General features: G+C 62.6%; 28 protein-coding genes. 16 read left to right on the top strand and 12 right to left on the bottom strand.

Annotation, left to right across the window (positions count from 1 at the left end):
- Positions 1-12: 12 nt before the first annotated feature.
- From ACYU81_RS01645 to ACYU81_RS01610, 8 genes are all read left to right on the top strand, one after another.
- A complete protein-coding gene (locus ACYU81_RS01645; protein ID WP_460986057.1) occupies positions 13-1,224 on the top strand; it encodes an AAA family ATPase in 1,212 nt (403 codons plus the stop codon).
- A complete protein-coding gene (locus ACYU81_RS01640) occupies positions 1,224-2,585 on the top strand; it encodes a CpaF family protein (RefSeq protein WP_460988090.1) in 1,362 nt (453 codons plus the stop codon). The genes ACYU81_RS01645 and ACYU81_RS01640 overlap by 1 nt, the downstream gene beginning before the upstream one ends.
- The gene (locus ACYU81_RS01635) at positions 2,582-3,586 is read left to right on the top strand and encodes a type II secretion system F family protein (protein WP_460986056.1); all 1,005 of its coding nucleotides are present in this window, start codon (positions 2,582-2,584) and stop codon (positions 3,584-3,586) included. Before ACYU81_RS01640 ends, ACYU81_RS01635 begins: the two co-directional genes overlap by 4 nt.
- A gap of 4 nt (positions 3,587-3,590) precedes the next feature.
- Positions 3,591-4,562 (top strand): type II secretion system F family protein, encoded by a 972-nt coding sequence (locus ACYU81_RS01630; protein WP_460986055.1) that lies wholly within the window; start codon positions 3,591-3,593, stop codon positions 4,560-4,562.
- 25 nt (positions 4,563-4,587) lie between these two features.
- Positions 4,588-5,421 (top strand): tetratricopeptide repeat protein, encoded by an 834-nt coding sequence (locus ACYU81_RS01625; protein ID WP_460986054.1) that lies wholly within the window; start codon positions 4,588-4,590, stop codon positions 5,419-5,421.
- Positions 5,418-6,245 (top strand): tetratricopeptide repeat protein, encoded by an 828-nt coding sequence (locus ACYU81_RS01620; RefSeq protein ID WP_460986053.1) that lies wholly within the window; start codon positions 5,418-5,420, stop codon positions 6,243-6,245. Before ACYU81_RS01625 ends, ACYU81_RS01620 begins: the two co-directional genes overlap by 4 nt.
- Positions 6,242-6,766: an A24 family peptidase gene (locus ACYU81_RS01615; protein WP_460986052.1), complete on the top strand. Its 525-nt coding sequence runs from the start codon at positions 6,242-6,244 to the stop codon at positions 6,764-6,766. Before ACYU81_RS01620 ends, ACYU81_RS01615 begins: the two co-directional genes overlap by 4 nt.
- Positions 6,767-7,028: 262 nt before the next feature.
- On the top strand, positions 7,029-7,244 hold the full coding sequence (locus ACYU81_RS01610; protein WP_460986051.1) for a hypothetical protein: 216 nt from the start codon (positions 7,029-7,031) through the stop codon (positions 7,242-7,244).
- 573 nt (positions 7,245-7,817) lie between these two features.
- On the opposite strand, the gene purQ is transcribed toward ACYU81_RS01610, so the two are convergent.
- Together purQ and purS are read right to left on the bottom strand one after the other, a co-directional pair.
- A complete protein-coding gene (gene purQ, locus ACYU81_RS01605) occupies positions 7,818-8,492 on the bottom strand; it encodes a phosphoribosylformylglycinamidine synthase subunit PurQ (protein ID WP_449473250.1) in 675 nt (224 codons plus the stop codon).
- A gap of 3 nt (positions 8,493-8,495) precedes the next feature.
- Positions 8,496-8,729 (bottom strand): phosphoribosylformylglycinamidine synthase subunit PurS, encoded by a 234-nt coding sequence (purS, locus tag ACYU81_RS01600; RefSeq protein WP_097091917.1) that lies wholly within the window; start codon positions 8,727-8,729, stop codon positions 8,496-8,498.
- Between the two features lie 126 nt (positions 8,730-8,855).
- Between purS and ACYU81_RS01595 the strand changes: the two genes are divergently transcribed.
- Positions 8,856-9,005, top strand: coding sequence for a hypothetical protein (locus ACYU81_RS01595; protein WP_176502204.1), 150 nt, complete (start codon positions 8,856-8,858; stop codon positions 9,003-9,005).
- 53 nt (positions 9,006-9,058) lie between these two features.
- The gene (locus ACYU81_RS01590) at positions 9,059-9,811 is read left to right on the top strand and encodes a sulfite exporter TauE/SafE family protein (protein WP_460986050.1); all 753 of its coding nucleotides are present in this window, start codon (positions 9,059-9,061) and stop codon (positions 9,809-9,811) included.
- A 70-nt stretch (positions 9,812-9,881) separates the two neighbouring features.
- On the opposite strand, the gene purC is transcribed toward ACYU81_RS01590, so the two are convergent.
- The 4 genes from purC to otsB form a co-directional block, all read right to left on the bottom strand.
- Positions 9,882-10,664, bottom strand: coding sequence for a phosphoribosylaminoimidazolesuccinocarboxamide synthase (gene purC / locus ACYU81_RS01585; RefSeq protein ID WP_449473245.1), 783 nt, complete (start codon positions 10,662-10,664; stop codon positions 9,882-9,884).
- Between the two features lie 148 nt (positions 10,665-10,812).
- Complete coding sequence (gene otsA / locus ACYU81_RS01580) at positions 10,813-12,219, bottom strand: alpha,alpha-trehalose-phosphate synthase (UDP-forming) (RefSeq protein ID WP_460986049.1); 1,407 nt, start codon at positions 12,217-12,219, stop codon at positions 10,813-10,815.
- On the bottom strand, positions 12,216-14,066 hold the full coding sequence (locus tag ACYU81_RS01575; protein WP_460986048.1) for a glycoside hydrolase family 15 protein: 1,851 nt from the start codon (positions 14,064-14,066) through the stop codon (positions 12,216-12,218). The genes otsA and ACYU81_RS01575 overlap by 4 nt, the downstream gene beginning before the upstream one ends.
- 26 nt (positions 14,067-14,092) lie before the next feature.
- The gene (otsB, locus tag ACYU81_RS01570; RefSeq protein ID WP_460986047.1) at positions 14,093-14,857 is read right to left on the bottom strand and encodes a trehalose-phosphatase; all 765 of its coding nucleotides are present in this window, start codon (positions 14,855-14,857) and stop codon (positions 14,093-14,095) included.
- Between the two features lie 115 nt (positions 14,858-14,972).
- Between otsB and parC the strand changes: the two genes are divergently transcribed.
- Together parC and ACYU81_RS01560 are read left to right on the top strand one after the other, a co-directional pair.
- A complete protein-coding gene (parC, locus tag ACYU81_RS01565) occupies positions 14,973-17,261 on the top strand; it encodes a DNA topoisomerase IV subunit A (protein ID WP_460986046.1) in 2,289 nt (762 codons plus the stop codon).
- Between the two features lie 84 nt (positions 17,262-17,345).
- The gene (locus tag ACYU81_RS01560) at positions 17,346-19,097 is read left to right on the top strand and encodes a putative bifunctional diguanylate cyclase/phosphodiesterase (protein WP_460986045.1); all 1,752 of its coding nucleotides are present in this window, start codon (positions 17,346-17,348) and stop codon (positions 19,095-19,097) included.
- Here the strand turns inward: ACYU81_RS01560 and ACYU81_RS01555 are convergent.
- Genes ACYU81_RS01555 through ACYU81_RS01540 form a run of 4 tightly spaced genes read right to left on the bottom strand, consistent with a single transcriptional unit; the run spans position 19,061 to position 21,989 of the window.
- On the bottom strand, positions 19,061-20,272 hold the full coding sequence (locus ACYU81_RS01555; RefSeq protein ID WP_460986044.1) for a CCA tRNA nucleotidyltransferase: 1,212 nt from the start codon (positions 20,270-20,272) through the stop codon (positions 19,061-19,063). The two genes, ACYU81_RS01560 and ACYU81_RS01555, sit on opposite strands and share 37 nt — an antisense overlap.
- Positions 20,253-20,864 (bottom strand): CoA pyrophosphatase, encoded by a 612-nt coding sequence (locus ACYU81_RS01550; RefSeq protein ID WP_460986043.1) that lies wholly within the window; start codon positions 20,862-20,864, stop codon positions 20,253-20,255. Before ACYU81_RS01550 ends, ACYU81_RS01555 begins: the two co-directional genes overlap by 20 nt.
- Positions 20,861-21,427: a DUF1285 domain-containing protein gene (locus ACYU81_RS01545; RefSeq protein WP_460986042.1), complete on the bottom strand. Its 567-nt coding sequence runs from the start codon at positions 21,425-21,427 to the stop codon at positions 20,861-20,863. The genes ACYU81_RS01550 and ACYU81_RS01545 overlap by 4 nt, the downstream gene beginning before the upstream one ends.
- A 43-nt stretch (positions 21,428-21,470) precedes the next feature.
- Positions 21,471-21,989 carry a GNAT family N-acetyltransferase gene (locus tag ACYU81_RS01540; protein WP_460986041.1) on the bottom strand — a complete coding sequence of 173 codons (519 nt, stop codon included), beginning with the start codon at positions 21,987-21,989 and terminating at the stop codon, positions 21,471-21,473.
- Positions 21,990-22,099: 110 nt separating this feature from the next.
- Between ACYU81_RS01540 and ACYU81_RS01535 the strand changes: the two genes are divergently transcribed.
- A complete protein-coding gene (locus ACYU81_RS01535) occupies positions 22,100-22,483 on the top strand; it encodes a dihydroneopterin aldolase (RefSeq protein ID WP_196225842.1) in 384 nt (127 codons plus the stop codon).
- A gap of 12 nt (positions 22,484-22,495) precedes the next feature.
- On the opposite strand, the gene ACYU81_RS01530 is transcribed toward ACYU81_RS01535, so the two are convergent.
- Positions 22,496-23,440, bottom strand: coding sequence for an isopenicillin N synthase family dioxygenase (locus ACYU81_RS01530; RefSeq protein ID WP_460986040.1), 945 nt, complete (start codon positions 23,438-23,440; stop codon positions 22,496-22,498).
- Between the two features lie 75 nt (positions 23,441-23,515).
- Between ACYU81_RS01530 and ACYU81_RS01525 the strand changes: the two genes are divergently transcribed.
- Both ACYU81_RS01525 and ACYU81_RS01520 read left to right on the top strand, forming a co-directional pair.
- Positions 23,516-23,923 carry an EVE domain-containing protein gene (locus ACYU81_RS01525; protein WP_460986039.1) on the top strand — a complete coding sequence of 136 codons (408 nt, stop codon included), beginning with the start codon at positions 23,516-23,518 and terminating at the stop codon, positions 23,921-23,923.
- A 134-nt stretch (positions 23,924-24,057) separates the two neighbouring features.
- Positions 24,058-24,342: a hypothetical protein gene (locus tag ACYU81_RS01520; protein WP_460986038.1), complete on the top strand. Its 285-nt coding sequence runs from the start codon at positions 24,058-24,060 to the stop codon at positions 24,340-24,342.
- Positions 24,343-24,412: 70 nt separating this feature from the next.
- On the opposite strand, the gene ACYU81_RS01515 is transcribed toward ACYU81_RS01520, so the two are convergent.
- Positions 24,413-24,715 carry a glycine zipper 2TM domain-containing protein gene (locus ACYU81_RS01515; RefSeq protein WP_449473222.1) on the bottom strand — a complete coding sequence of 101 codons (303 nt, stop codon included), beginning with the start codon at positions 24,713-24,715 and terminating at the stop codon, positions 24,413-24,415.
- A 323-nt stretch (positions 24,716-25,038) separates the two neighbouring features.
- On the opposite strand from ACYU81_RS01515, the gene ACYU81_RS01510 reads away from it, so the two are divergent.
- Entirely contained in the window at positions 25,039-25,668 is a 630-nt protein-coding gene (locus ACYU81_RS01510; protein WP_460986037.1) for a class I SAM-dependent methyltransferase, read from the top strand.
- The last annotated feature ends 33 nt before the right edge of the window (positions 25,669-25,701 follow it).

The raw sequence follows: 25,701 nt of genomic DNA, 5'->3' as shown, positions 1-25,701 counted from the left end.
ATCTTGGGCATCGTGACGAACACAGCGGAAGCGGCCGAGAGCTGGACACTCAATGTGGGGGATGAGGGGATCCATCTGATCCTTTCGGAGCAGGAGGTGGCGGCTTCCGATATTCTTGGGGATCAGTTGAGCGGGCAGTCTTTGACCTTGTCCATGTTGCCTGCCGGGGCGCCGTTGCCGCAGTCGTTGGTGGCGGAGGCGAGGGCCGTCATATTGGAGGTGCAGCCGGACGACGACGCGTCGACGCGGCGGCTGGCGGCTTTGCGGGCGGCTCATCCGGCGCTGCTGGTGGTGGCCGCCGTGCGCAATGCGGAGATTCCGTTGGTGCGCGCCTTGCTGCGCAGTGGGATCAACGATGTGGTGGCGCTGCCTTTGCAGGCGAGCGAGCTGTCATCGATCATCGACCAGCTGCGGGGTGAAATCGCGGCCAAGGGCGGGCGTGACGTCAAGACGGGCGCACTGGTGTCGATCATCAAGAGCGTCGGCGGCGTGGGGGCGACGACGATCGCTACACAGGCGGCCAGCCTGCATGCGCGCAACGCCAAACAGACGGGCGAGCGGGTTTGCCTGTTCGATTTCGATGTGCAGTTCGGTAATGCGGGGACGTTCCTGAGCATCTCCTCTCCGCTGACGCTGGCCGACCTGTTGCAGGGTGGTAACCGGGTGGACCGGGAACTGCTGGGCTCTGTCACGGTCGAGACGCCGACCGGGCTGCATGTCGTGACGGCGCCGACGGACATCATGCCGCTGGAGGCGGTGAATGCCGATCAGGTGTTTCGCGTGATTGAACTGGCGCAGCGCAATTATGATACCATCTATCTGGACCTGCCGGGCAACTGGACGAACTGGTCCATGTCGCTGGTGGCGCGGTCGGAAGTTATCTTTCTGGTGTGCGAGCTGACCATCGCCAGCCTGCGGCAGGCGCGGCGGCAGATCGCCTTGCTGCGGGATCAGGATATCGATCCGGCGCGCATTCATGTGATCGCCAATCGGGTCGAGAAGAAGCTGTTTCGCGCGATTGGGCTGGAGGATGCGGCGGCGGCGCTGGATCATCCGGTGAACCTTAGCATCGCGAACGACTTTCCGCTGGTCAGCTCTGCGCTGGATCAGGGGGTGCTGATCCAAGAATTGAAGGCGCGCAGCCGTATTTGCAAGGACATGCAGGATATCGTCGATTGCACCATGCAGGCGGTCGAAGCGCGGCGTCAGGCGGAGAAAGGGTGATGTGGCAGATCCGGAAAGGCGACAGCCGCTTTGGCGATTCCCGCGATGATGTGGGGCCGACCGATACCGAGCTGGTCCATTGGGAAGAGGACCGGCATACCGAGCTGAAGGTCGCGCTGCACCAGAAGCTGATCGACCTTATCAACCTGTCGGCGCTGGAGAATATGTCGCGCGCGCAGGTCGAGGCGGAAGTGGGCGAGATCGTCCATGAGCAGCTGGCGTTGCAGAAGCATGCGCTGAACCTGGAAGAGCGCAAACGGCTGGTTTCCGACATATTGGACGAGCTGTTGGGGCTGGGGCCGTTGGAGCCGCTGCTGAAGGATAATAGCGTCACCGATATTTTGGTGAATGGGCACAAGATCGTCTTTGTCGAGCGCGGCGGGCGGCTGGTGGAGACGGCGGCGCGCTTCAAGGATGAGAAGCATCTGCTGCGGATTATCCAGAAGATCGTGGCGGCCGTGGGGCGGCGCGTGGATGAGGCCTCGCCCTTTGTCGATGCGCGTCTGGCGGACGGTTCGCGCGTCAATGCGGTGGTGCCGCCATTGGCGGTCGATGGATCGCTGCTGTCCATTCGTAAGTTCGCCAAGGTGCCGATCAGCATGGCGCGGCTTTCGGAACTGGGCAGCGTGCCCGCGCCGATGGCGCAGGTGCTGTCGGCTGTGGTGGCTTCGCGGCGCAATGTGCTGATTTCCGGCGGTACGGGTTCGGGCAAGACGACGCTGCTCAATGCCATGTCTGCGAGCATTGATGAGGCCGAGCGGATCGTGACGATCGAGGACTCGGCGGAGCTTCAGTTGCAGCAGCGGCATGTTGTTCGGCTGGAGACGCGGCCGCCCAATATTGAGGGGCGGGGCGAGGTCACGCAGCGCGATCTCGTCAAGAATGCGCTGCGTATGCGGCCGGACCGGATCATCGTGGGCGAAGTGCGCGCCGGGGAGGCGTTTGACATGCTGCAGGCGATGAATACGGGGCATGATGGGTCGATGACCACAGTCCATGCGAATACGCCGCGCGATGCGCTGTCCCGTGTCGAGCAGATGATCGGCATGAGCGGGATCGACATTTCGCCACGATCGGCGCGGGCGCAGATTGCTTCGGCGCTGAACGTCATCGTGCAGGTCGGGCGTTTGTCCGACGGACGGCGGCGATTGCTCAGCATTTCGGAGATTACCGGCATGGAGGGTGAGGTCATCACCATGCAGGAAATCTTCCGCTTCAAGATGACGGGCCGTGACGAGAATGACATGGTGCGCGGTCATTTCGAGGCGACCGGCATCCGCCCGAAATTCATGAGCGATCTGGCCGACCGGGGCATTCACCTGCCCGCCGAACTTTTTCGTCCTGATGCGGTGGTGCAATGATCAATCCGATCTACATCCGTGCCTTTGTGCTGGTGCTGCTGTTCGCGGCGGTGATCCTGACGATCGAGGGCGTGCATAGCTGGTTCCGGGCGCGGGCGGGCACGGAGCGGGTGGTCAACAAGCGGCTGAAGATGATCGCGGCGGGGTTTGAGCGCAGCACGGTCCTGTCCCGGCTGCGGCGCAATGATGACAGCCTGAACTTCAACCATGACAGTGTCTTGGGGCGCATGGGGCTGAGCGTCGTGCGGTCGCTGCATGGCGCGGGACTGAGCGTGCCTGCGCGCATCGTGCTGACGTTCATGGCGGTTGCGACGGGGGTGCTGTTCCTGATCGTGGTGATCGGCGCGCTGGCGTCGGGCTATGGCATGACGGCGGGGATGATCGTGATGGCTGCGGCCTTTGCCGTGTCGCTGGGCGTGCTGCTGCCGATCATGGTGCTGAGCCGGTTGAGCCAGCGGCGGCGCAAGAAGATGGAAGAGCAATTTCCGGTGGCGCTCGATACATTCGTGCGTGGGCTGCGCGCCGGGCATCCGATCGCGGCGGCGCTGGACCTGCTGACCAAGGAGATGCGCGACCCGATCGGCAGCGAGTTCGGCATCGTCGTCGACGAGGTGACCTATGGCTCCGACCTGCGCGATGCTTTGCAGCGCATGGCCGAGCGGTGGGACATGAACGAGATGCACATGTTCGTGACGTCGCTGTCGGTGCAGGCGGAGACGGGCGGCAACCTGGCGGAGATATTGGAAAATCTGTCGCTGGTGATCCGGGAGCGGGCGAGCTTGTTCCTGAAGGTGCGGGCGCTGAGTTCCGAAGGGCGGATGACGGCGGTGATGCTGACGGCGTTGCCGATCCTGGCGTTCGTGGCGTTGTTCCTGCTCAACCCGGCCTTTTACCTGGACATTGCGCAGGACCCGATGTTCATCTTTGGCTTTTCCGGGCTGATCATCCTCTACATCATCGGCTTCGTCACGATACGCCGCATGGTTGATTTGAAAGTCTGACCTGATGCTGGACCTTGCCCTTATTTCGCAATTGCGGCCGGTGTTGCTGGTGCTGCTGTTCGTCGCGATCGTGGCCATCGTCTATGGCGTGACGGAGGCGGTCGCGCGTACGTCCAGGGTGCGGAGTCGGCTGGACGTTGTGAGCGACGTCGGTAGCGCGGTGCAGGGCGGTGGGCAGTCGCTGCGTAACGAGCGCAACAATAGCGAATGGAAGAAGCTGGTCGATCGGATCGAGAAGCTGGGCATTTCGCTGGCGGATACGAAGAATGACAGCTTGCGCAAGCGGTTGATCGCGGCGGGCTATCCTTCGCCAGAGGCGCCGAAGATCTTTACGTTCATCCGGTTGGTGCTGACGCTGGCGCTGCCTGCTGTGCTGGTGCTCATGTCGCTCAACAAGCCCGAGCCGCCGAGCCCGGTGAAGTTGTATTTCATGGCGACTGCCGTTGCGGTGCTGGGGCTGTATCTGCCGAACCTTTTCATTTCGGCCAAGGCTGCGCGGCGGCAGGAAGCAATCATCCACGGCTTTCCCGATGCGCTGGACCTGATGCTGGTGTGCGTCGAGGCGGGGCTGGGGCTGGAAGCGGCGATGGATCGGGTGGGGCGTGAGCTCGCCATCTCGCACCCGCTGGTGTCGCAGGCGCTGGGCAAAGTCGTGCTGGAACTGCGCGCAGGTATGAGCCGGGCGGATGCGCTGCGGAGGATGGCGGATGATGTGGACGTGGACGAAATTCGGTCCTTCGCGACGCTGTTGATCCAATCGGACCAACTGGGGTCTAGCGTCGGGCAGACGTTGCGCGTCTATGCAGCGGAGATGCGGGAGAAGCGGCGGATGCGGGCGGAGGAGAAGGCGCATCGCTTGCCGGTGCTGCTGTCAGTGCCGCTGGTCGCGTGCATGCTGCCGGTGATGATCGGGGTGCTGATGCTGCCCGCCGTGGTGCGGGTGGTGAGGGAAATCCTGCCGGTGTTGAGCCGGTAGCGGAAACCAAGAGGGGGGACGGGGCATGATGAGACAGGCAGTGGCGATCTCGCTGATGCTGGCGAGCGCGGCATGCAGTTCGCCCAACCGGGACGTGGCTATCCGACCCGTGAACGTTGAGGCGACGGCGACGGGGAAAGAAGCCATCGCGCGGGGGCAGCTGCTGTTTTCGCGGGGAGAATATGCGCTGGCGCTGGATGCTTACCGGCGGGCGATGCGGCAGGACCCGGCCGATGCGAACGCGCTGAACGGCGTTGCGATCAGCTATGCGGCGATGGGGCGGCATGATCTGGCGCGGGATTATTTCGAGCTGGCTCTGGCGCGTGCACCGATGGACGAGCGCATCCATCGCAACTTCGCGCGAAGCCTGAACGCGCAGGGTTTGCAGGGAGAAGCGAACGCTTTGCTGGCTGAGATCGGGCAGGGCATGCAAGCTGGTGGTGCGCGCCGCCCGACGCTGGCGCAGATCGCGATGGACGGTGGCAAGCGTCCGGCGGCACCTGCGCGGGCGGCCGGGCTGGAGCTGGAGCGGGTTTCGATGGGCGAGGTGCGGCTGCGCACCGTGTCGGCGGGCGTCGCACAGGCTACGCTGCCGGGGCGGGCCATTGCGCAACTGAATACCGCGATCGTGACCGTTGCGGACGGGACTGGCGCGGCGCCTGCCATCTCGCTTTCGCGGTCGTTGGCGGCGCCGATCACGACCCTGCCCACGCCCGTTCAAGTCACGGTGGCAGGGTGTGGCAAGTCCAAGGATGGGACCAGTGCGGGAGCGTCACGCCCCTGCGCGACGATGGCGGGCGGGGATGAGCCCGACAGCCTGTTCCAGAAGCTATGGGCGTGGAGCGGAGGCCGGGGATGAGCATCCTGCTGCTGCTCGCGGCTGCGGCCATCTCGCCCGGCGCGACAGCAGCCGAGACGGCGCCCGCAGCGGCTCTGGACTATGGCCGATTGATCGATGACGCGATCGAAGGCGGGCGTATCGTACAGGCCGAATTGATGCTGAGCCAATGGCGCGACGGGGCGCAGGCGCAGGACAAGCGGGGCATCGACATCGCAGTGGCGCAAATGGCGCTTGCCAAGGGACAGGATGCGGAGGCGGAGGCGCGCTTTTCCTCGATCGGCCAGATACCAGCGGCGGATTGCCGGGTCGATGAAGGGCTGGGCATCGCAAGGTTGCGGCTGGGCCGGGCGGATCAGGCGGCAGAGGCGCTGCGTCGTGCGGTCGATCAATGTGCGTCGCGCTGGCGGGCGTGGAACGCGCTGGGCGTCGCTTATGACAAGGCAAAGTCCTGGGCGCTGAGTGCCGCCGCCTATGAGCGGGCCTTTCAGTTGACCGACAGGCCGGTGCAGGTGCTGAACAATTATGGGCTTTCGCTGATGGCGCAGGGACAGGCCGACAAGGCGATCGCCATATTCGACAAGGCGCGGGACATGGCGCCCGATGATGCGCGCCTCATCGCCCATAGCGATGCCGCGCAGGTGATGGCCGGACGCGACATAGAAAGGCGCGCCGCCGATGACGCCAATAGCTGGGCCAAGCGGCTGAGTGATGCGGGGCAGGTGGCGTTGCGCATGGGGGACGCGGTGAAGGCGCGGGCTTATCTAAGCCGCGCGGTCACGGAATCGGAGAGTTTTCAGCCGGAGGCGACTGCGGCTTTAGCTGGCATGGGGGCAAGGCCATGACGAAGGACCTTGTCCTGATCGCGCTGTCGTTGATTTTATTGGGCGCGGCGATCGAGGATATTGCGCGGTTGCGGATATCCAACATCTTTCCGTTGCTGGTGATGGGCCTATTCGTGCCCTGGGTTGCCATGGCCGGATGGGAAAATGACATCTGGCAGAATGGCACGCTGTTTTTAGCCGTGTTCGGGCTCGGATGCCTGATGTTCGCGATGCGATGGATGGGCGGGGGCGACATCAAGCTGCTGGCGGCGTGCGCGCTGTGGTTCGATTGGGGCGCGGCGCTGCCCTGGTTTGTTTATGTGACGGTCGGTGGCGGCGTGCTGGCGTTGCTGATCATGGCCGGGCGAAGGATGGTGCCGAAAGCGGTGCGGGAAGGATCGTTACTGTCGATCTTCGCGCCGGGCGGGCCGATCCCTTATGGGGTGGCGATTGCGCTGGGGACGGTTATGGCGCTGTATATGGCGGGGCCTAATCCTAGCGGCGTCGCGCATCTGCCTGCGTTTGTGAGGGGCCTGAAGTAGCGCAACATTGGCGTTGTTGAGAGGGCTGACGCGGAAGCTCGCTGCGCTCGCGCCCACCCCTAGCCCCTCCCGCCTGCGGGAGGGGGATGTGTTGGATGGAGCGGATCGACTGTAACGGATTATGCTGTCGAATAGCCTTTCGCAAATGATGCGACAAAGTAAAAATATTCTGTTAAGAGGCGTAATCGAGCGAAATCAGCCCGCAAGCCTTCGTATTGACAGAGAGACCATCGCGCTCCCGCTTGCCTGCTGAAGTGTGCCCATGGAAGATCTGAATAATCTACTGGAAAATGAACAAATCGAGCTTTTAAAAGAGCAGGCGGCGACGTGTATTTTCGCGCGTTCCGCTCATCGATTTCGTGCCAGGAGCTATGCCCGGCGCATTCGTGCCCATGACTATCCTTACAGATCAGGCCCGGTGAATAGTGGAAAAGCTTTTGCCCCATATCCCTTTGGCGGCGAAGGACAACATTCATGAGTCGGGTTGTCAACACGACGGCGAGCGTGGCTGAGATCGAGAAGATTTGCGCCGCGCACAGTTTTCGCATTTCAACGATAGAAACCTTGGCGTCGGGTGGTTCGAGAGTGGTTTTGCTTGACGGAAGGGACGCCGAACAAGTTCGCCTGTTGTTAAAGAATAAAATTCTTACCGGCGAGATTAAGCGCTCGGCCGCGCACGTCTCGCGCCAACCTCCTGCATCCTACAGGTCGCGGTAATGCAGCAAATCATAAACTTACAACGCCGACAACAGCTGGCAGAATGTAGTGCGGCAGGTGCAATCTGCGAGATGGACCGGCAGCAACATGATGCCCTCGCTCGTGCTTACGAGAAGATCATCGCGGTCTTGAAACGTGACCGCTTTGAAGCAGGCGGTCGCCGCGTCAGAAGGGCGTGAACTGGTCGTAAGGCGACAGTCCCAATCTCGTCATGCCAGCGTAAGTTGATGGCGTTTTGCCCAGCCTCCTGAGATCCCAGCGTGCGCTGGGATGACGGGTGTTGGGTGGTTGGATCAGGGACCTGGGCGTGGGGGAGGGTAGCGCGTGCCGGAAATCAGGCGCGGGCCAACAGTCCCTCTACCAGACCTTCGAACAGTCGGCGGCCGTCGGTTTTGCCGTGGGCGGCCTCAATCACGCGTTCGGGGTGGGGCATCATGCCCAGCACATTGCCTGCTTCGTTGAGGATGCCGGCGATGTTGCGGGCGGAGCCGTTTACGGCTTCGCCATAGCGCAGGGCGACGCGGCCTTCGCCTTCTAAGCGGTCGAGCGTCGCGGCGTCGGCGAAGTAATTGCCGTCATGATGGGCGACGGGATAAGTCACTGTCTCGCCAGCGGCATAGCGGCTGGTGAAGGCGCTCTGGGCGTTTTCGACGGTCAGCGCGACATCGCGGCAGACGAAATGGCCGCCTGCGTTGCGGAGCAAGGCGCCGGGCAGCAGGCCGCTTTCGGTCAGCACCTGAAAGCCGTTGCAGATGCCCAGCACATAGGTGCCGCGTTCGGCCGCCTTGGCCACCGCCTGCATGACGGGCGAGCGCGCGGCCATGGCGCCGGAGCGCAGATAGTCACCGTAGGAGAAGCCGCCGGGCACGCCGATCAGGTCGATGCCTTCGGGCAATTCGGTGTCGCGATGCCAGACCATGACCGGCTTTTCTCCGCTCACCGCCTCGAAAGCCACGGCGAGGTCGCGGTCGCAATTGCTGCCGGGGAAGACGATGACGGCGCTCTTCATGGCTCAGGCCACCTTTTCGATGCGGTAGTTTTCGATCACCGTGTTGGCGAGCAGCTTGCGGCACATGGCGTCGATATCATCGTCGCTGGTGCCGTCGGCCAGGTCCAGCTCAATGAGCTTGCCCGCGCGCACGTCGTTGACGCCCGAGAAGCCCAGACCGTCGAGTGCGTGGTGGATCGCCTTGCCCTGCGGGTCGAGAACCCCGCCCTTTAGGGTGACGAAGATGCGGGCTTTCATGAGGCCAAAAACTCCGTGGATTGCTATGGCGCACCCCCTAGTCCCCTGCGCCGCGCCAAGCAAGGCATTATCCCTTTATTAGCGAGACGGCGCTATGGTTGCGGGACGGGATAGAGGGTTTTGAATATGGCTGGTCTTGCACTGGCGATGTTTGTGGGGCTTTTCGCCTTTGGGCAGCAGATCGTCGGCTATGACGATCCGCATGGCCGTGTGCAGCTGGCCCTGCTGGCTACCTTTGCCTTCGGTGTTTTGATCGGATACCGGGCTAGCGCCTGAGCTTAGCTGGAAAAGCTGTTCGCTTCAGCGCTCCTCTGCTTTAGGGCGGGGCGATGAGCGGCGATTACCTTTATTATACATGCGCGATCGTGGCGGTGATCCTTTCTGGCCTCGCCAAGGGTGGCTTTGCCGGGGCAGGGGCGCTGGCCATGCCGATCATGGCGCTGGGAATCGATCCGGTGCGGGCGGCGGCGATCATGCTGCCTATCCTCATATTGCAGGATGCGGTGAGCGTCTGGTCGTTCCGGCATAGCTGGGATCGGCATATATTGAAGGTGATGATGCCGGGCATGGTTGTCGGCGTGGGGCTGGGTTACCTGTTCGCTGCGCGGGTGCCGGAGACGGCTGTGTTGGGGGCGCTCGGTTTCATTTCTACGCTGTTTGGCGCGCAGAGGCTGTGGGTTGAGCGAGGCGGGAAGGTTGTTCTGCCGTCCAGTTCGCCGAATTGGGTCGGGACGTTGCTGGGCGTGGCGAGCGGATTTACCAGCCAGATCGCCCATGCGGGCGCGCCGCCATTCCAGATGTGGGTGCTGCCCAAGCGGCTGGCGCGCGACACGCTGATCGGCACCACGGCGATTGCCTTTGCCATCATGAACTGGATTAAGGTGCCTGCTTATGCGGCGCTGGGGCAGTTTACGCGGGCCAATTTGATGGCGACCGCGATGCTGGCGCCGGTGGCCATTGGGGCGACTTACGCGGGGGTGGTGCTGGCGCGGAAGGTTGATCCGGCGCGGTTCTACACGCTGATCTATGTGTTGATGGTGCTGTTGGGGGTGAAGCTGATGGTGGATGCGGTGGTGGGGTGAGCAGCGCGCTATTCCCCTCCACCGCCTTTGGCGGTCCCCCTCCCCATCTTTGATGGGGAGGATTTGACCGTCAGTCCTTGCTGCGCTTCTTGCGGTGGGTGTCGAGGTCTAGGACGGTCGTATCCGCGCCTTCGGGCAGGAGGCCCAAGCGGCGGGCGACTTCCTGATAGGCTTCGACTTCACCGCCGAGGTCGCGGCGGAAGCGGTCCTTGTCCAGCTTTTCGCCGGTGTTCATGTCCCACAGGCGGCAGCCGTCCGGGCTGATTTCGTCCGCCAGGATGACGCGGCTGAAATCGCCGTCCCACAGGCGACCGAACTCCAGCTTGAAGTCGACAAGGCGGATGCCGATGGCCGCGAATAGGCCGCACATGAAGTCGTTGATGCGGATCGCCATGTCGGCGATGTCGTGCATCTCTTCTTGCGTGGCCCAGCCGAAGCAGGCGATATGTTCTTCGGAAACGAGCGGGTCGCCCAGCGCATCGTCCTTGTAGCAATATTCGATGAGGGTGCGGGGCAGCTGCGTGCCTTCCTCAATCCCCAGTTTCTTGCTCAAAGAACCGGCGGCGACGTTGCGGACCACGACCTCGATCGGCACGATTTCAACCTGGCGGACGAGTTGTTCGCGCATGTTGAGGCGGCGGATGAAGTGGGTCGGCACGCCGATCTGACCGAGCAGGGTGAAGATATGCTCGGAGATGCGGTTGTTGAGTACGCCCTTGCCGGAAATCGTGCCCTTCTTCTGCGCGTTGAAGGCGGTGGCATCGTCCTTGAAATATTGGATGATCGTGCCGGGCTCAGGGCCTTCGTAAAGGATCTTTGCCTTGCCTTCGTAGATCTGGCGGCGACGGGCCATGCGCGTTCCTGTCTTCCCGAGAAAAGAATGTGCCCCGGCAACGCGAATCGAAGAGGATCAGCGGGTGCCGGGGCTGCTGGCTGGCCCATAGACCAAAGCAGACAGGGGTGCAATTAGCGCGCTGATCTGGCGGCGAACTGTCGTGGGTTCAGTGCGCGATTTCGACGTCTGCCGCCTGCTCATCGTCGCGACGTACGGCCATCAGGCGTTCGGTGAAGCAGCGGCGCCACCAGCTGATGTCCTGTTCCTCGACGCAATCCATCATCGAACGCCAGCGTCGCTTGCGTTCATCCAGTGGCATGGCGAGGGCGCGGGTGATGGCGTCCGACATCTCCTCCGGGCTGTAAGGGTTGATGAGGAGCGCGTCCTTTAGCTGGGTCGCGGCGCCAGCAAAGCGGGAGAGGATGAGGACGCCGGGATCGTTCGGGTCCTGCGCGGCGACATATTCCTTGGCGACAAGGTTCATGCCGTCGCGCAGCGGGGTGACGAGGCCGATCCGAGCGGCACGATAGATGCCCGCCAGCTTGTCGCGCGGATAGCCCTGGTTCACGTAACGGATCGGCGTCCAGTCCACGTCACTATATTCGCCGTTGATGCGTCCGGCGGTGGCGTCGAGCGTCGAGCGGATGTGCTGGTAGCTTTCCACTTCCCCTCGCGAGGGCGGCGCGATCTGCGTCAGGACCACCTTGCGATGATGTTCGGGATGGTCCTTGAGGAAGCGGGCATAGCCGCTGAATCTTTCCTCCAGCCCTTTGCTGTAGTCGAGCCGGTCCACGCCGACGATCATCGCGCGGTCCTGCAATGAGCGGCGGACTTGTTCGAACATGTCCCGCGCGGGTTCGCTGACGGCGGCGTTGGAAAATTCCTGCGCGTTGATGCCTATGGGGCAGGCGATCGCCTGAATCGTGCGGTCGCCCAGCGTGACGAAGTCGCCATTTACCGTCCCGTTCATCTCCCGCTCCACATAATGGCGGAAGGATTCGAGCCATTCCTCGGTATGGAAGCCGATGACGTCATAGGCAAACAGGGTCTGCACCAGCTTGGTATGATGGGGCAGGGACACGAGAAGGCGGGTGGGCGGCCATGGGATGTGGAGGAAGAATCCCATCCGGTTGTTATGCCCCTTGTCGCGCAACATCTGGCCGAGCGGAATCATGTGATAATCCTGCACCCAGATAATGTCTTCGGGCTCGATCAGCGGGCTGGTCGTGTCGGCGAAGCGGTGGTTGACGCGGTTATAGCCGCCCTCGAAATCGCGGGCATATTCGGCAAGGTCGATGCGGAAGTGGAAGAGCGGCCACAGCGTCTTGTTGGCATAGCCGTTATAATATTCGTCGACGTCCTGCTCTTCGAGGTCGATCGTTGCCGTCTTTACGCCTTCATCTTCGGAAAAGCCGATATGGCCAGTGAAATTTTCGGTGACTTCGCCTGACCAGCCGACCCAGATGCCCCGGCTTTCGCGCAGCGCCTGTGCCAGCGCCACGGCAAGGCCACCCTGATTGCCGGACTTGTTGGGCCTGCTGACCCTGTTGGATATGACTATCAGGCGGCTCATCGCATAACGCTCCACGGCTTGCTCAACAGAACGGCGCAGTTGATGATGCCGACCAATGAGTAGGTCTGGGGATAATTGCCCCACAATTCCCCTGTCGCGGGATCGATATCCTCTGACAATAGCCCGGCGGCGGTGCGGCGGGATAGCATTTCTTCAAACAGCAGCCGCGCTTCTTCCGTGCGGCCGGTGCGGTGGAGGGCCTCTATCAGCCAGAAGGTGCAGACGTTGAAGGCGGTGACGGGCTCCCCGAAATCATCCGGCGTGCTGTAGCGCAGCATGTCATTGCCCCGGCGCAGGTCCTTTTCCAGCGCCTTCAATGTGCCCACAAACATCGGATTGTCGGCCGTCAGGAAGCGCAGGTCCAGAAGCTGAAGCAGTGAGGCGTCGCGGGCGTCATCCTCGAAATTGGCGGAGATGGCGTTGCTGCCGCTGCGCCAGGCCGATTGCAGGATGCGCGCCTTCATGATCTCGGCCCGTTCGCGCCAATAAACCTCCCGCTCGGGCAGGTCGAGCGCGGCGGCGGCATGGGCGAGGCGATCGCAGGCGGCCCAGCACATGACGGCGCTGTAGCTGTGCACGTGAGCGCGGGTGCGCAGTTCCCACAGGCCAGCGTCGGGCTGGTCATAGACCGACCATGCGCGTTCGCCGACCGCTTCCAAGGATTCGAAGTCGGACATGCTCGCCATGCGAAGCAGTCGCTGGTCGATGAAACCCTGAACCGAGGACAGCACGATCTGGCCATAGGCATCGTGCTGAATCTGGGAATAGGCGGCGTTGCCGACGCGAACCGGCCCCATGCCGCGATAGCCCGGAAGGTTCTGCGCCTCCCGTTCCTCCAGCGTGGCGTTGCCGCGCACGTCATAGAGCGGCTGGATGTGACCGCCCTTTGCGCCGTCGACGATGTTGCGGAGGTAGACGAGGTAGCTTTCCAACACGTCGAGCGCGCCGAGCCGGTTCAGCGCCTCCACGGTATAATAGGCGTCGCGTATCCAGCAGTAGCGATAGTCCCAGTTGCGCCCCGAGTCGGCATGTTCGGGGATGCTGGTGGTCAGCGCCGCGACGATCGCGCCGGTTTCCTCATGCTGGCAAAGCTTGAGCGTGATGGCCGAGCGAATGACCGCTTCCTGCCATTCGGCGGGAATGGCGAGGCCGCGGACCCAGACCTGCCATTCGTGGATGGTGTCGTCCAGCATTCGCTCCACTTCGGGGCGAAGCGCATCCGAAAAGCTTTCGTCCGGCCCCAGGAAGAAGTGCATGTCATGTTCGAGCCGGAACCAGCTTTCCTGCGAAATGAGGCCGATGGGCGCGTTGGTCGACATGCGCATCGCCATATAGGACAGGACGAGCCGAATATGGTTTGAGCCATAGCTGATCGGCACGCTTTCCGAATTCCAGGACGTGGTCGGGCGAAGCCGCACGCGGATGCGGGGGCTGCCTGCCACGGGCCGGACGATCCGGGCGAACGCCACTGGCCGATACATGCGGCCCATGTGGCGATGGCGCGGGCAGAAGTCGTAAAGCTCTATGGCATTGCCGTGATCGTCGGTCAGGCGGGTTACGAGGATGGGCGTGTTGCGGATATAATGTTGTTCGACGCTGACGCAGTTTTCCAATTCAATTGCCCAGAAGCCGCGCGCGTCCGGCGCGTCCCAGCTCTTATCATCAAGAAGGGCGGAAAAGACTGGGTCCCCGTCCACGCGGGGCACGCACGCCCATATCATCCGCCCAGCGCGATCGATCAGCGCGGATGCCTGGCAATTGCCGATGGGCCAGAGATCGAGAGTGCGTTCGTTTCCGGCGGAATGCGTTTTACTGGTCCTGACTATCGGTCTGCCCCCCTGACTCATTCGAACGAGGGGGCGCCAGCCATGGCTCAGCCGGGCCTGACGACCCCCCGCGCGAGATAATGCCTGACAGCGGCAACCTGTTCCAAAGAGAATGCGGCGAGTGTCGTCCGGGGCGGGCCGACCAGAACGCCCGCGCCGCCCAGTTCGGTGGCGGCGGCAAAGCCTTCCTCATCCGTGACATCGTCGCCGATGAAGAGCGGGCGTCCCCCTGCCATGGGAGTGCGGGCCATCAGCGTGTGGACCGCGCTGCCCTTGTCCGCGCCGCCGGGGCGCAGTTCGAACAGCATCTTGCCCGGTTGCACGGCGAGGCCAAGTTTGGCGGCGAGGTCGCTGGCCAGTTCGCCCGCCTGCTCGCCCCATTGGGGCGCGCCACGGAAATGCAGGCCAACGCTGATCGATTTGCGTTCGACCAATATGCCGGGCTTACCCTCCGCAAAGCTGTGGAAGGCCGCTTCGGCATTATCGACCGCCGGGCGGCGAGGGGCGGCCTCGACCTGTTCGCCGGGCTGGGCAAATTCCAGCCCGTGCGTTCCGGCAAGCAGGAAGTTGGCGAAGCCGAGATCGCGCAAGGTGACGATCGACCGGCCGCTGACGATAGCCAGACGGCCTTGCAGCACATCGCGCAATTCGCCGAGCAGGGTGAGCAGATCGCCGTCCACGACCACGCCGTCAGGTGTGGCGGCGATCGGCGCGAGGGTGCCGTCAAAATCGAGAAACAGCGCCGCGCCGGTCAGCAGCGAGGCAGGCGGCGGCGGAAGGGCGATGACAGGAGGTGGGTTGGAATCGGACACGGGCGCAAATTGGCGCGTGGCGACGAATGTGCAAGCCCCGGAGGCGAAGAAGATGAATTTTTCGGGGCTGCAATCCCCGTTTCCGTTTTGTCGTTGCGCTGCTATTCCGATCGCGATGACCGATTTTCGCGACCCGTTCGACGCTATCAAGGATCACCCGTTCGACGAAGCGCTGTCCCAGCGCTACCTCGTCTATGCGCTTTCCACGATCACGGCGCGGTCGCTGCCGGACCTGCGCGATGGATTGAAGCCGGTGCACCGGCGTCTGTTGTGGGCGATGCGGCTGCTCAAGATGGAGCCGGGCGGCGCGTCGCCGGATGTGCTGGTCGCTAATCCGGCGCGTAACACGACATCCTACAAGAAATGCGCGCGTGTCGTGGGCGACGTGATCGGCAAATATCACCCGCATGGCGATACGTCGGTCTATGATGCCATGGTGCGGTTGGCGCAGGATTTCTCCCTGCGCACGCCCTTGGTCGATGGGCAGGGGAATTTCGGCAATATCGACGGCGATAATGCGGCGGCCATGCGCTACACCGAGGCGCGGTTGACGCAGGCGGCGGCCGACCTGATGGCCGGGCTGGACGAGGGGACCGTCGAGTTCAGGCCCACCTATAATGGCGAGGATGAAGAGCCGGAGGTTTTTCCCGGCCTCTTCCCCAATCTGCTGGCAAATGGCGCAAGCGGCATCGCTGTGGGCATGGCGACGAGCATTCCGCCGCATAATGTGTCCGAGCTGATCGACGCGGCGAGCCTGCTGATCGAAAATCCGGATGCCGAACATGCCGACCTGATGCAGGTCGTGCGCGGGCCGGATTTCCCGACTGGCGGCGTCCTGGTGGATAACGCTTCCATCATTTCGGAAGCCTATGCGACGGGGCGGGGATCGTTCCGCACGCGGGCGCGCTGGCACAAGGAAGATGGCGGGCGCGGAACCTGGGTGGCGGTGGTGACGCAAATCCCCTTCCAGGTGCAGAAGTCCAAGTTGATCGAGCATATCGCCGCGCTGATCAACGACAAGAAGCTGCCGATATTGGCGGATGTGCGGGATGAGAGCGACGCGGAAATCCGCATTGTCCTTGAACCACGTGCGCGGACGGTCGATTCCGATGTGCTGATGGACAGCCTGTTCCGGCTGACTGACCTGGAGAACCGCTTTCCGCTGAACCTCAACGTGCTGGATGCGAGCCGGACGCCGCGCGTTCTGGGGCTGAAGCCGGTGTTGATCGAGTGGCTGAAGCACCAGATCGACGTGCTGGTGCGACGGGCGCAGCATCGGCTCGACAAGATCGCCGCGCGGGTCGAACTGCTCGACGGCTATATCATTGCCTATCTGAACCTCGACCGGGTGATCGAGATCATCCGGACGGAGGATGAGCCCAAGGCGGTGATGATGGAGGAGTTTGGGCTGAACGATCGGCAGGCCGAAGCCATCCTCAACATGCGGCTGCGTTCCTTGCGCAAGCTGGAGGAGATGGAGCTGCGGCGCGAGCATGCGGGGCTGCTCAAGGAACGGGATGAGCTTACCAAGCTGGTCGAAAGTCCGACGCGCCAACGCAACCGGCTGAAGAAAGACCTGGCGGAACTGCGCAAGCGCTATTCGCCAGAGAGCGATATCGGCAGGCGGCGGACGTTGGTGGAGGAAGCGGCGCCCGCGCGCGAAATTCCGCTGGAGGCGATGATCGAGCGCGAGCCGATCACCGTGATTCTGTCGGAGCGCGGCTGGATACGGGCGATGAGCGGTCATCGCGACCTTTCTTCGGCGGACACGTTGAAGTTCAAGGAAGGCGATGGGCCGAAAATCGCCTTCCATGCGCAAACGACCGACAAGCTGCTGCTGGCGACGGCGAGCGGGCGCATATTCACGCTGGGGGCGGACAAGTTGCCGGGCGGGCGCGGGTTTGGCGATCCGGTGCGGTCGCTGGTCGATATGGATGATCAGGGCGACATCGTGGCGCTGTTCCCAGCGAAGACAGGAAGCGAGCTGTTGCTGGCGGCGTCGGACGGCAGGGGCTTTGTCGCGGCGGTCGCGGATGTCATTGCCGAGACGCGCAAGGGCAAGCAGGTGGTGAATGTGCGTCCGGGCTCGCGGTTGACGGTGGTCCACATCATTGGGGCAGAGGCGGATAGCGTCGCCGTGGTCGGTGAGAATCGCAAGCTGCTGGTGTTCCCGCTGGTCGAAATGCCGCGCATGTCGCGCGGGCAGGGCGTGCAGATGCAGCGTTATCGCGATGGCGGCCTGTCGGATGCCGTCACTTTCCGGATGAGCGATGGCCTCAGCTGGGCGATGGGCGGAGGGAGCGGGCGCACCCGAACCGAGGGCGACATGACGCCGTGGCGCGTGGCGCGCGGGGCGGCCGGGCGGATGCCGCCGGTTGGCTTCCCGCGAGACAACCGATTTTGATGAATGCGTAACGAGCCGCATATCTTCTTGAAATTACATCGGGTCATTTCCTGAAAATTTACCACTGGTATCTAATCCGGTGGCATGAAAACGGTGCCAGCGCGTATTCGGCCAGGTCAAAGGCTGGACGACAACCTCCTCGCGAGGTTCGAGCGCACGCATCTGCGCTGCCTGGCGGAGATGGAGCATTGGTTGGAGGCGATGCCGCACGCCGCAGCCATGTTATGTTTTAAAGACAATGACTTGTCGATCGTTGCTGTTAACAAGACTTTTTATCACAGCTTCCTGGACAGGGGCGATACCGGCGCCGAGTCGCCCTATTGCAAGGACTGGCGCGAACGGATCATCGAGGTTGCGCTTTCGGAAAGCGTCTCCGCCACGTTTGAATTGCGGCGTGATGGTCCTTTGGGGCCGGAATATTTCTCCTGCACCGCCGGGCTGCTGCCCTCGACTGACGAAGCGGCGCACCTCATTCTCTTCACCGCGCTGGACCGCACTAGCGATCGCGTGACCGAACGGAATTTACGCCGCGAATTGCTATCCGACGGGTTGACAGCGCTGCCGAACCGTACGGGATTTGGCGAGGAGATCGAAGACCGACTGCGCAATTCTCCATGGCCGAGCAATTCGCAGTTCGGGATCATCGCGATCGATCTCAGCCGATTTAGCCGGGTTAACGAATCGCTGGGGCCGATGGCGGGTGATGAACTGCTGATCACGGTTGCCAAGCGTTTGAAGTCGAGCCTGCGGCAGGGCGATGTGCTGGCGCGGATCGGCGGCAATGACTTTGCGATATTTGCACGATTGAACAATGGCTTGTCGGACTGTCTTCATATCGTGCAGAGGGTAAGGGATGCGCTGAATTCGCCGATCCGCCTGAGTGATCTGCAAATTCGGGTCGACTGCGCGATCGGATGTGCTCTGGCGACCAGCCTGGACGATGACCCCGACGATATAATCCGCAAGGCGCAGGCGGCGGTGAAAATCGCCAAGCGTAGCGGCAAGGTGGAGATCTACCGCAACGGCGTGCTGAAGGAAGCGCAGCGGCGCTTTTCCATTGAGAGCCGCCTGCGCACCGCGTTGACACAAGGTGAGCTTACCTTGGCATATCAGCCGCTCATTCAGTTGCAGACGGGGGAGATTACCGGATTTGAAGCGCTCGCCCGGTGGAATGACCCTGAACTGGGTCATGTTTCCCCGTGCGAGTTCATTGCGGTTGCCGAGGAAAGCGGCCTCATCACGCCTCTCGGCCGGTGGGCGGCTTATGAGGCGGCGCAGGCGCTGAGCCGGTGGGACGCGAAATTCGGACAGGCAATGCCGGTCGGGGTCAATGTGAACCTGTCGCCGATCCAGATGGCGCGCGATGATGTTGCGTCGATGTTCGAGGAAGCGCTGCGCTATTCAGGCGTGTCGGGCAGGCGGCTGACCGTCGAACTGACGGAAAGCGCGATCATCGCCGATCCGGACAAGGCGCGGAAGCTGCTGGTTGCATTGAAGGACCTGCAAATGCCGATCGCCATGGACGATTTCGGCACGGGCTATTCCAACCTTGCCAGCTTGCACAGCCTGCCGATCGACATTTTGAAGATCGACCGCAGCTTTGTGACCAACATGCTGGATGACAAGGACAAGCAGGCGATCGTTCGCACCATCCTGTCGCTGGCCGAATCGTTGAACCTGCATGTCACCGCCGAAGGGGTGGAGACGCAGGAACTGGCGCATGCGCTGCAATCTATGCGATGCAGCCACGGGCAGGGCTTTTATTTCGCGCGCCCGATGCTCGAAAATGACGCGTTCGATTACTGGCGCGCGCGCTGGAATTTCGAAACGGTCTGATCCGCGATCTGATCGACCCGGCCTGCCTCCGGGAAACCTTCTTCTACCCAGATACGCTGCACCTCGCCCAGCGCCTTGGCGACCTCGGGGCCGGGCGGCAGGCCGCGCGCGATCAGGGCACCTCCGCCTATCGGAAGTTGCGGCGGGGTCCAGCCTTCGAGCGAGGCGATGCTGTCGAGGGATGACATGGGGTCGAGCAGGATGCGGTCGATTGCACCTTCGACGCCGATGGTGAAGGCGAGCGCCTTGAGCGATGGGGCCGCCTTATAAGGCTCCAGCGCGAGGGCGAGGCGTTTTCGCGCCTTGTTGGACAGTTTGAGACGGGCGCCCACGGCATCGGCGGTGCGCGGGTCGGGGGGGAGCAAGGCAGACAGGCGGCGCAGCGCAGCGTACGGAATGCCAGCGTCGGCTTCGCGCGCCGTCAACTGCCCCAGTCGAGCAAGTCCGTCCCCGTCGATTTCCGGAAGAACAGGAAGGAGGATGCCGCCTTCGATCATCAATTGGAGCGAGGCGAAAGGATCGGGAAGGGCGAGGAGCTTCATCAGCTCATCGGCGATACGCTCACGCGACAGGGCCATCAGGCTGTTGGCGGCGGTGCGGCAGGCGGCATATGCCTGCTCATCCGGCGTGTCGCTGCCGAAGCGGGCGAGGAAGCGGAAATAGCGCAGGATGCGCAGATGATCCTCTGCGATCCGCTCGGCCGCGCTGCCGATGAAGCGGACACGGCCTGCCGCAAGGTCATCCACGCCGCCGAAAAAGTCGGTCACTTCATGGGTGTGGGGATCGGCGTACAGCGCATTGATGGTGAAATCGCGCCGTGCCGCATCCTCCCGCCAGTCGGTGGTGTAGGCGATGGTCGCACGGCGGCCGTCCGTGCTGACGTCGCGGCGCAAGGTGGTGATTTCGACCGGCCATCCCCCGATCACCGCCGTGATCGTGCCATGGTCTATGCCCGTGGGCACAGCCTTTATCCCGGCGGCCTTCAGGCGCTCCATCACCTCTTGCGGCTCCAGCGCCGTGGCGATGTCGAGATCATTGACGGGAAGTCCAAGCAGTCCGTCGCGCACCGCGCCGCCGACATAGCGGGCAAGGCCCTGTTCCGCCCCCAACGCGGCGAGCAGGCCGTCAAGGCCGGGCCGGTGGCGCCAGTCGGCGTCAGGCAAATAGGCGGTCAAGATCAAGCCTCCGCGACAGGTTGGCGAGTATGGCGGCGGTGATGCCCCAGATACGGCGCTCATTCCACATTATTTCATAATAGTGCCGTTCAACACCTTGATAATGGGCGGAATGGCTGACCCGGTTTGCGGGATCGAGCGCAAAGGAGAGGGGCAGTTCGAACCAATCAGCGACCTCGTTTGCCTGTGGCATGAGCGGTAGGTCGGGCGGGATGACGCCCAGCACGGGCACAATGTCGAAGCCGGTGAAGGTGTGATAGCGGTCGGTCGTGCCGATGACGTCCACGAAGCTAGGGAGCAGCCCGATTTCTTCGTGCGCCTCCCGCAGCGCTCCGGCGATCTCGCTGGCGTCTTCCTGATCGACGCGGCCGCCGGGGAAGGCGATCTGCCCCGCATGTTTGCGCAGGGAAGCCGCGCGCTCGGTGAGGATGAGGCCGGGCTCCGGTCGGTCAGTGATGGCGACGAGCACGGCGGCGGGCGCAAGAACGAGTTCGCCGTCGATGCGGGGATCTCGTGTGTCCGATAGCATGAGCCCGACTTCGCGCGCATGTCCTTCGGCAAGCGCGGCGCGGACGCGGTCGGCCAAGGTCATGCGGAGCCGTCCAATGGGTAGAAGGCGCCATTGCTCCAGAGGCCAACCGGATCGCTTGCTTCGTCCAGCGCGAGGTTCATCAGCTCATAATAGACGCTGCGGTTAACCAACGCCTCAAGCCCGCCACGTACGTGCAGATAGGGGTGCGGGCCATCGGCCGTTTCCCGGATGACGAGCGGGTTTTCGGGGCCTGCGGGGATCAGGTCGCCTGTGTTGAGGCGAAGGGCGAGGGCGCGGTCGCGGCCTTCGCCCTCGCTCTTTAGCTCGACGGCGAGGAAGGGGGCGTCGTCCACCTCTATCGACAGCTTTTCAACTGGCGTTACAAGGACATAGGAGCCATCCTTTTCACGCCGCAGGATCGTCGAGAAGAGGCGGACCATGGCTTCGCGGCCGATGGGCGAACCCTGATGAAACCATGTGCCGTCGCGGGCGATGCGCATTTCGCTGTCGCCGCAATGGTCGGGATTCCACTTTTCGACGGGCGGCAGCCGCTTTTCCTCGACCAGACGGGCTATGTCGGCCAGCGACAGGTTGGCAAGATCAGGTGGCGGGTCCATCGGCATGGCGTCGAGATAGGATCGCGTGGCGCCGAAGGCAAAAGGGAAATCACATTGGAGTGGTGATTCGCGGCCCAAGCATCCCTTCGCCGCCGATCGCGGCTCCATCGACCGAAAGAGCGAGTAGTCGGCGCGCTTCATAGGGGCCGGGGCAGGTCCAGCCGCCCGTGGATGCAGCGGAAAAGCCCCAGAAGCGGCCATAATATTCGGGATCGCCGATCATCATCAGCGGATCGCTATGGTGGGCGCGAGCGGCATTGACGACCGCATCCATCAGCGCGCGGCCGTGGCCGGTGCGTTGGAGGGTGGGGGAGACAGCGACCGGGCCGACCATGATGAGCGGTGTGTGCGTTCCGTCGGCATGGGTGAGGGCCACTGGCCAGCTTTGGAGCGAACCGGCCAGCTCGCCATGTTCATCCATCATGCCGAAGGACAGCTCAGGCACCCAAGGCATGCCGTCGCGGATCAGATAGGCGGTGCGGCCGTGCCTGTCGGGGCCAAAGGCGGCGTCGAGCAGTTGCTCAATCGCCTCTTCCGCCACGATGTTAAGGGGCACAATATGAGACACGTCTTGCCGATCCGCCGTCAATGGCGCATGGACCGCGCCGGAGCGGCGGGATTAACGCCTGTTCCGCAAAATTAAAGTCTATTCTGGCCATCGCCAGCAGCAGGAAAGCCATGGACCGCGGATTTGACGATTTTCTGACGCTGGAGGTCAATCATCTGGACGTCGATGTCCTGACGGGCATCTATTCGGAAGAAACCCATCTGCCGCAGCCGCTGCGCATTTCCATCCGCGCGCAGTTGAAGGTCGCTGACCATTATGAGCTGGATACGCCGTTATCCCGTTCGAAAAATTACATGGACCTGAAGCATGCCGCCACGAGCGCATTGCCGGAAGGACAGCATTTCACGCTGATCGAGGCCGTGGCGGACCATATCATCGACACCATCTTCCTTCAGGATGACAAGGTGCTGCATGTCGAGGTGAAGATCATCAAGCTGGCGCTGAGCGAGAAGGGTGAGGAAATCGGCATCACGCTTGGCCGGTGGCGTAAGTGAGCTGACGGGCGTTCAGCCCTTCACCAGTCCGATCTCGCGCAGGCGCTCGGTCAGATAGTCGTGCGCGGTGATCGGCGGGTCCCGGCGCGGGTGGTCCGCATCCACGCATTGCGGCAGCGGTTCGATCAGGAAATCTGGCCGCAGGTGCAGGAAGAAGGGCATGGAATAGCGCGCGACGCCGCGCCGCTCCGGCGGAGGATTGACGACCCGGTGGCTGGTTGATCGCAGGCGGTGGTTGGTCAGCCGCTGGAGCATGTCGCCGACATTGATTGCCAGCGCGCCGGGTGGAGGTATGACGGGGAGCCAGTGGCCCTGGCGGTCCTTGATCTCCAGCCCGCCTTCTTCCGCGCCGAGCAGTAGGGTGATGAGGTTGATATCCTCATGCGCGCCCGCACGGATGCCGGGGCCTTCGGGCGAAACTGGCGGGTAGTGCAACAGGCGCAGGATCGAATTGCCGTTTTCGATAGCGTTGTCGAACCAATGTTCGGGCAAGTCGAGATAGAGGGCGATCGCGGCGAGAAGCTGGGCGCCTATGCGGTCGAACTCTGCATAAAGACGGCCTAAAGTGGATTGAAATTCCGGTATTTCTTCGGGCCAGATGTTTGGCGGCATGGTGGTGCCAAGGGGGTGTCCTGCGGGTAGGTCGCGGCCGACATGCCAGAATTCCTTGAGGTCATTCTCGCTCGCGCCCTTGGCGATTTCCCTGCCGAACGCCGTGTAGCCTCGCTGGCCGCCATTGCTGCTGGCATCGTAGCGGCGCTTTACATCCTCCGGCAGGGCGAAGAAGGCGCGGGCGAGCCTCCAGCCATTGTTGATCAGGGCGGCATCCATGCCGTGGTCCTTCACCATGGCGAAGCCGAATTGCCGGAACGAATCGCCGAGCGCTGTTGCAAAATCCGGCTTAGCCATCGCGGTGAGGGACAGCAGTGGAACCTGTTCAAGCGGTGCGTGCGGCAAGTTTCGGCTTTCCTTCTGTCAATTGGCGCCGTCCGATCCTTGATCGGCCCGGGCGGCTGATGCAAGGAGGCGATCATGAACTATTGGCTCATGAAATCGGAACCCGACGTCTTTTCCTATGACGACCTGGTCGAGAAAGGAAAGGCGGAGTGGGATGGCGTTCGCAACCATGCCGCGCAGCTGAACATGAAGGCGATGCGCAAGGGCGACCTGTCCTTTTTTTACCACAGCAATATTGGTGTGGAAGCGGTCGGCATCATGGAGATTGTCGAGGAAGCCGCGCCCGACAGCACCGACGAAAGCGGCAAGTGGATCGCGGTGCATGTCGCACCCAAGGAAAAGCTGAAAAAGCCCGTCACGCTGAAGGCGATGAAGGCGGACCCGGCGCTGGCCGATATGGTGATGCTGCGGCAGTCGCGCCTGTCCGTGTCCCCCCTGACCGAAGCGCAGTTTAGTCACATCGTGGCGATGTCGGAGGTTTGATGCGTGGCCGGTTGCGCCCGGCGCAACTGGTGATCCGCCTTTTGCGATTGCGCGCATGTGTCTGGCCCATAGGTTCGACACCGACAGAACAGAAATGCAGAGGTGTTTGATCGGCATTCACAAGGAGAAAACCTATGCGAATGCTGTCGAAATTCATTCTTACCGGTGCAGTCGGCACCGTCGCCGCTGCCCTTGCCCCCGTCCATGCGGAAGAAGGCAAGCAGCGCTTCACCCATGAAGGCTACACCTATGTCTATCAGGTGAAGGATACAAAGACGGGTCGGCTCGTGTCAGGCCGCCGCTATCCGGATGCCGTTGCGTTTAACCTGGCGATCAAGAACGGCAAGGTGTCCGGCGTGTCTGGCGGCCGACCGGTTGCGTTTAAGGTCGAAGAGGCTCGCGGAGCCTCTTCGGAGTAAGCGGCGGTACTTTAGGGATGTGCAAAGGGCGGCTTCCAGTCGGGAGCCGCCCTTTTTGTGTGTTGGCGGATTAGCGACAGCGGCGCTTGCTATCGATTTCCTTGCCGAGCAGCGCGCCGCCAGCAGCGCCCAGGATCGTGCCGGTGGCCCGATCACCGCGCGTGTCGATGGCACGGCCTACAAGGGCACCGCCTACGCCGCCGACGATAAGGCCGGTCGTGCCGTTGGACTTGCGGCAATATGTCCGTCCGTCGCGGCCACGCCATTCGCGATAGTGGTGATGCTTCCGGGCGCTGGCCCCGTCGGTCGGGATCGCCATGGACACAGGGATGGCCATCGAAAGGGCCGACAGGGCGATAATGGCTTTGCGCATAATTCTCCTCCGAAACAATGATTTGCTGTTGAACCCGCTCATAGTGGAGGAGGTTGCATGAACCTGCGGCAACGATGTAATATATTGATTATCAACTATTATTTTTGACTTTTGTAATGTGGGGCAGGATCTCGAGGCGATCACCTTCAGTATTATCCTGCATATTTGTTCGGGAAGGCTTGCGGGCAGGTCCCGGTGGGATCGCGACGCGCGCCGCACAAGTGAAAAATTTGCCATCTATAGACATGTTAAAGCCAATCGACGGCGCGCTTCAGGCTCGCTAAGGGGAGTCGCGATGACATGTTTCCGGTCGCCTTTCGCTCATGCATGACAAGTCCAAACGTGGCCGGGCAGTCGCCATGCCCCGGAGCGAATTCCGGGCGCGGGCGACGGAATATCTGGATTTCCTGGCCGCCTGGGTGAAGAAGCCGCGCCAAACCGCCTCGGTGGTGCCGAGCAGCCGCTATCTTGCCCGGCTGATGGTAGCGCATATTGATCCGCTTGATGGCCGGGTGATGGAATTGGGCGGAGGGACTGGCGTGTTCACCCGCGCGATCCTGCAGACGGGCCTGCCGCCGGAAAAGCTGGAGGTGGTGGAGATCAATCCCGCCTTCGCGCGCGGGCTGCGGCGGCACTTTCCGCATGTGTCGGTGCTGGAAACGCCAGCGCAGATCGTATCGACGGCGGCGGCTGGTGAGCCGGGGCAATATCAGACGGTGATAAGCGGCCTTCCGCTGCTAGCGATGGACCGCCATGTGCATGCCGACATTCTGTCCGAAGCATTCCGCATGCTGCGGCCGGGCGGCAGCTTTATCCAGTTCACCTATTCGACGCGGCCGCCGGTCAGCCGTGACGTCCTGTATGCGCTGGACTTGGAAGTCGCGCGCGTGGGACAGACGGTGCGCAATTTTCCGCCAGCAACAGTGTTCCGCTTTCATCGCCAGGGCGAATAGGCCGGTTGCGCTTGAACCCGGCGCCCCTATCTT

Source organism: Sphingobium sp. TomTYG75, from assembly GCF_054771635.1.
Note: the sequence above shows the minus strand (reverse complement) of the source record. Positions and strands in the feature narration are given on the sequence as shown.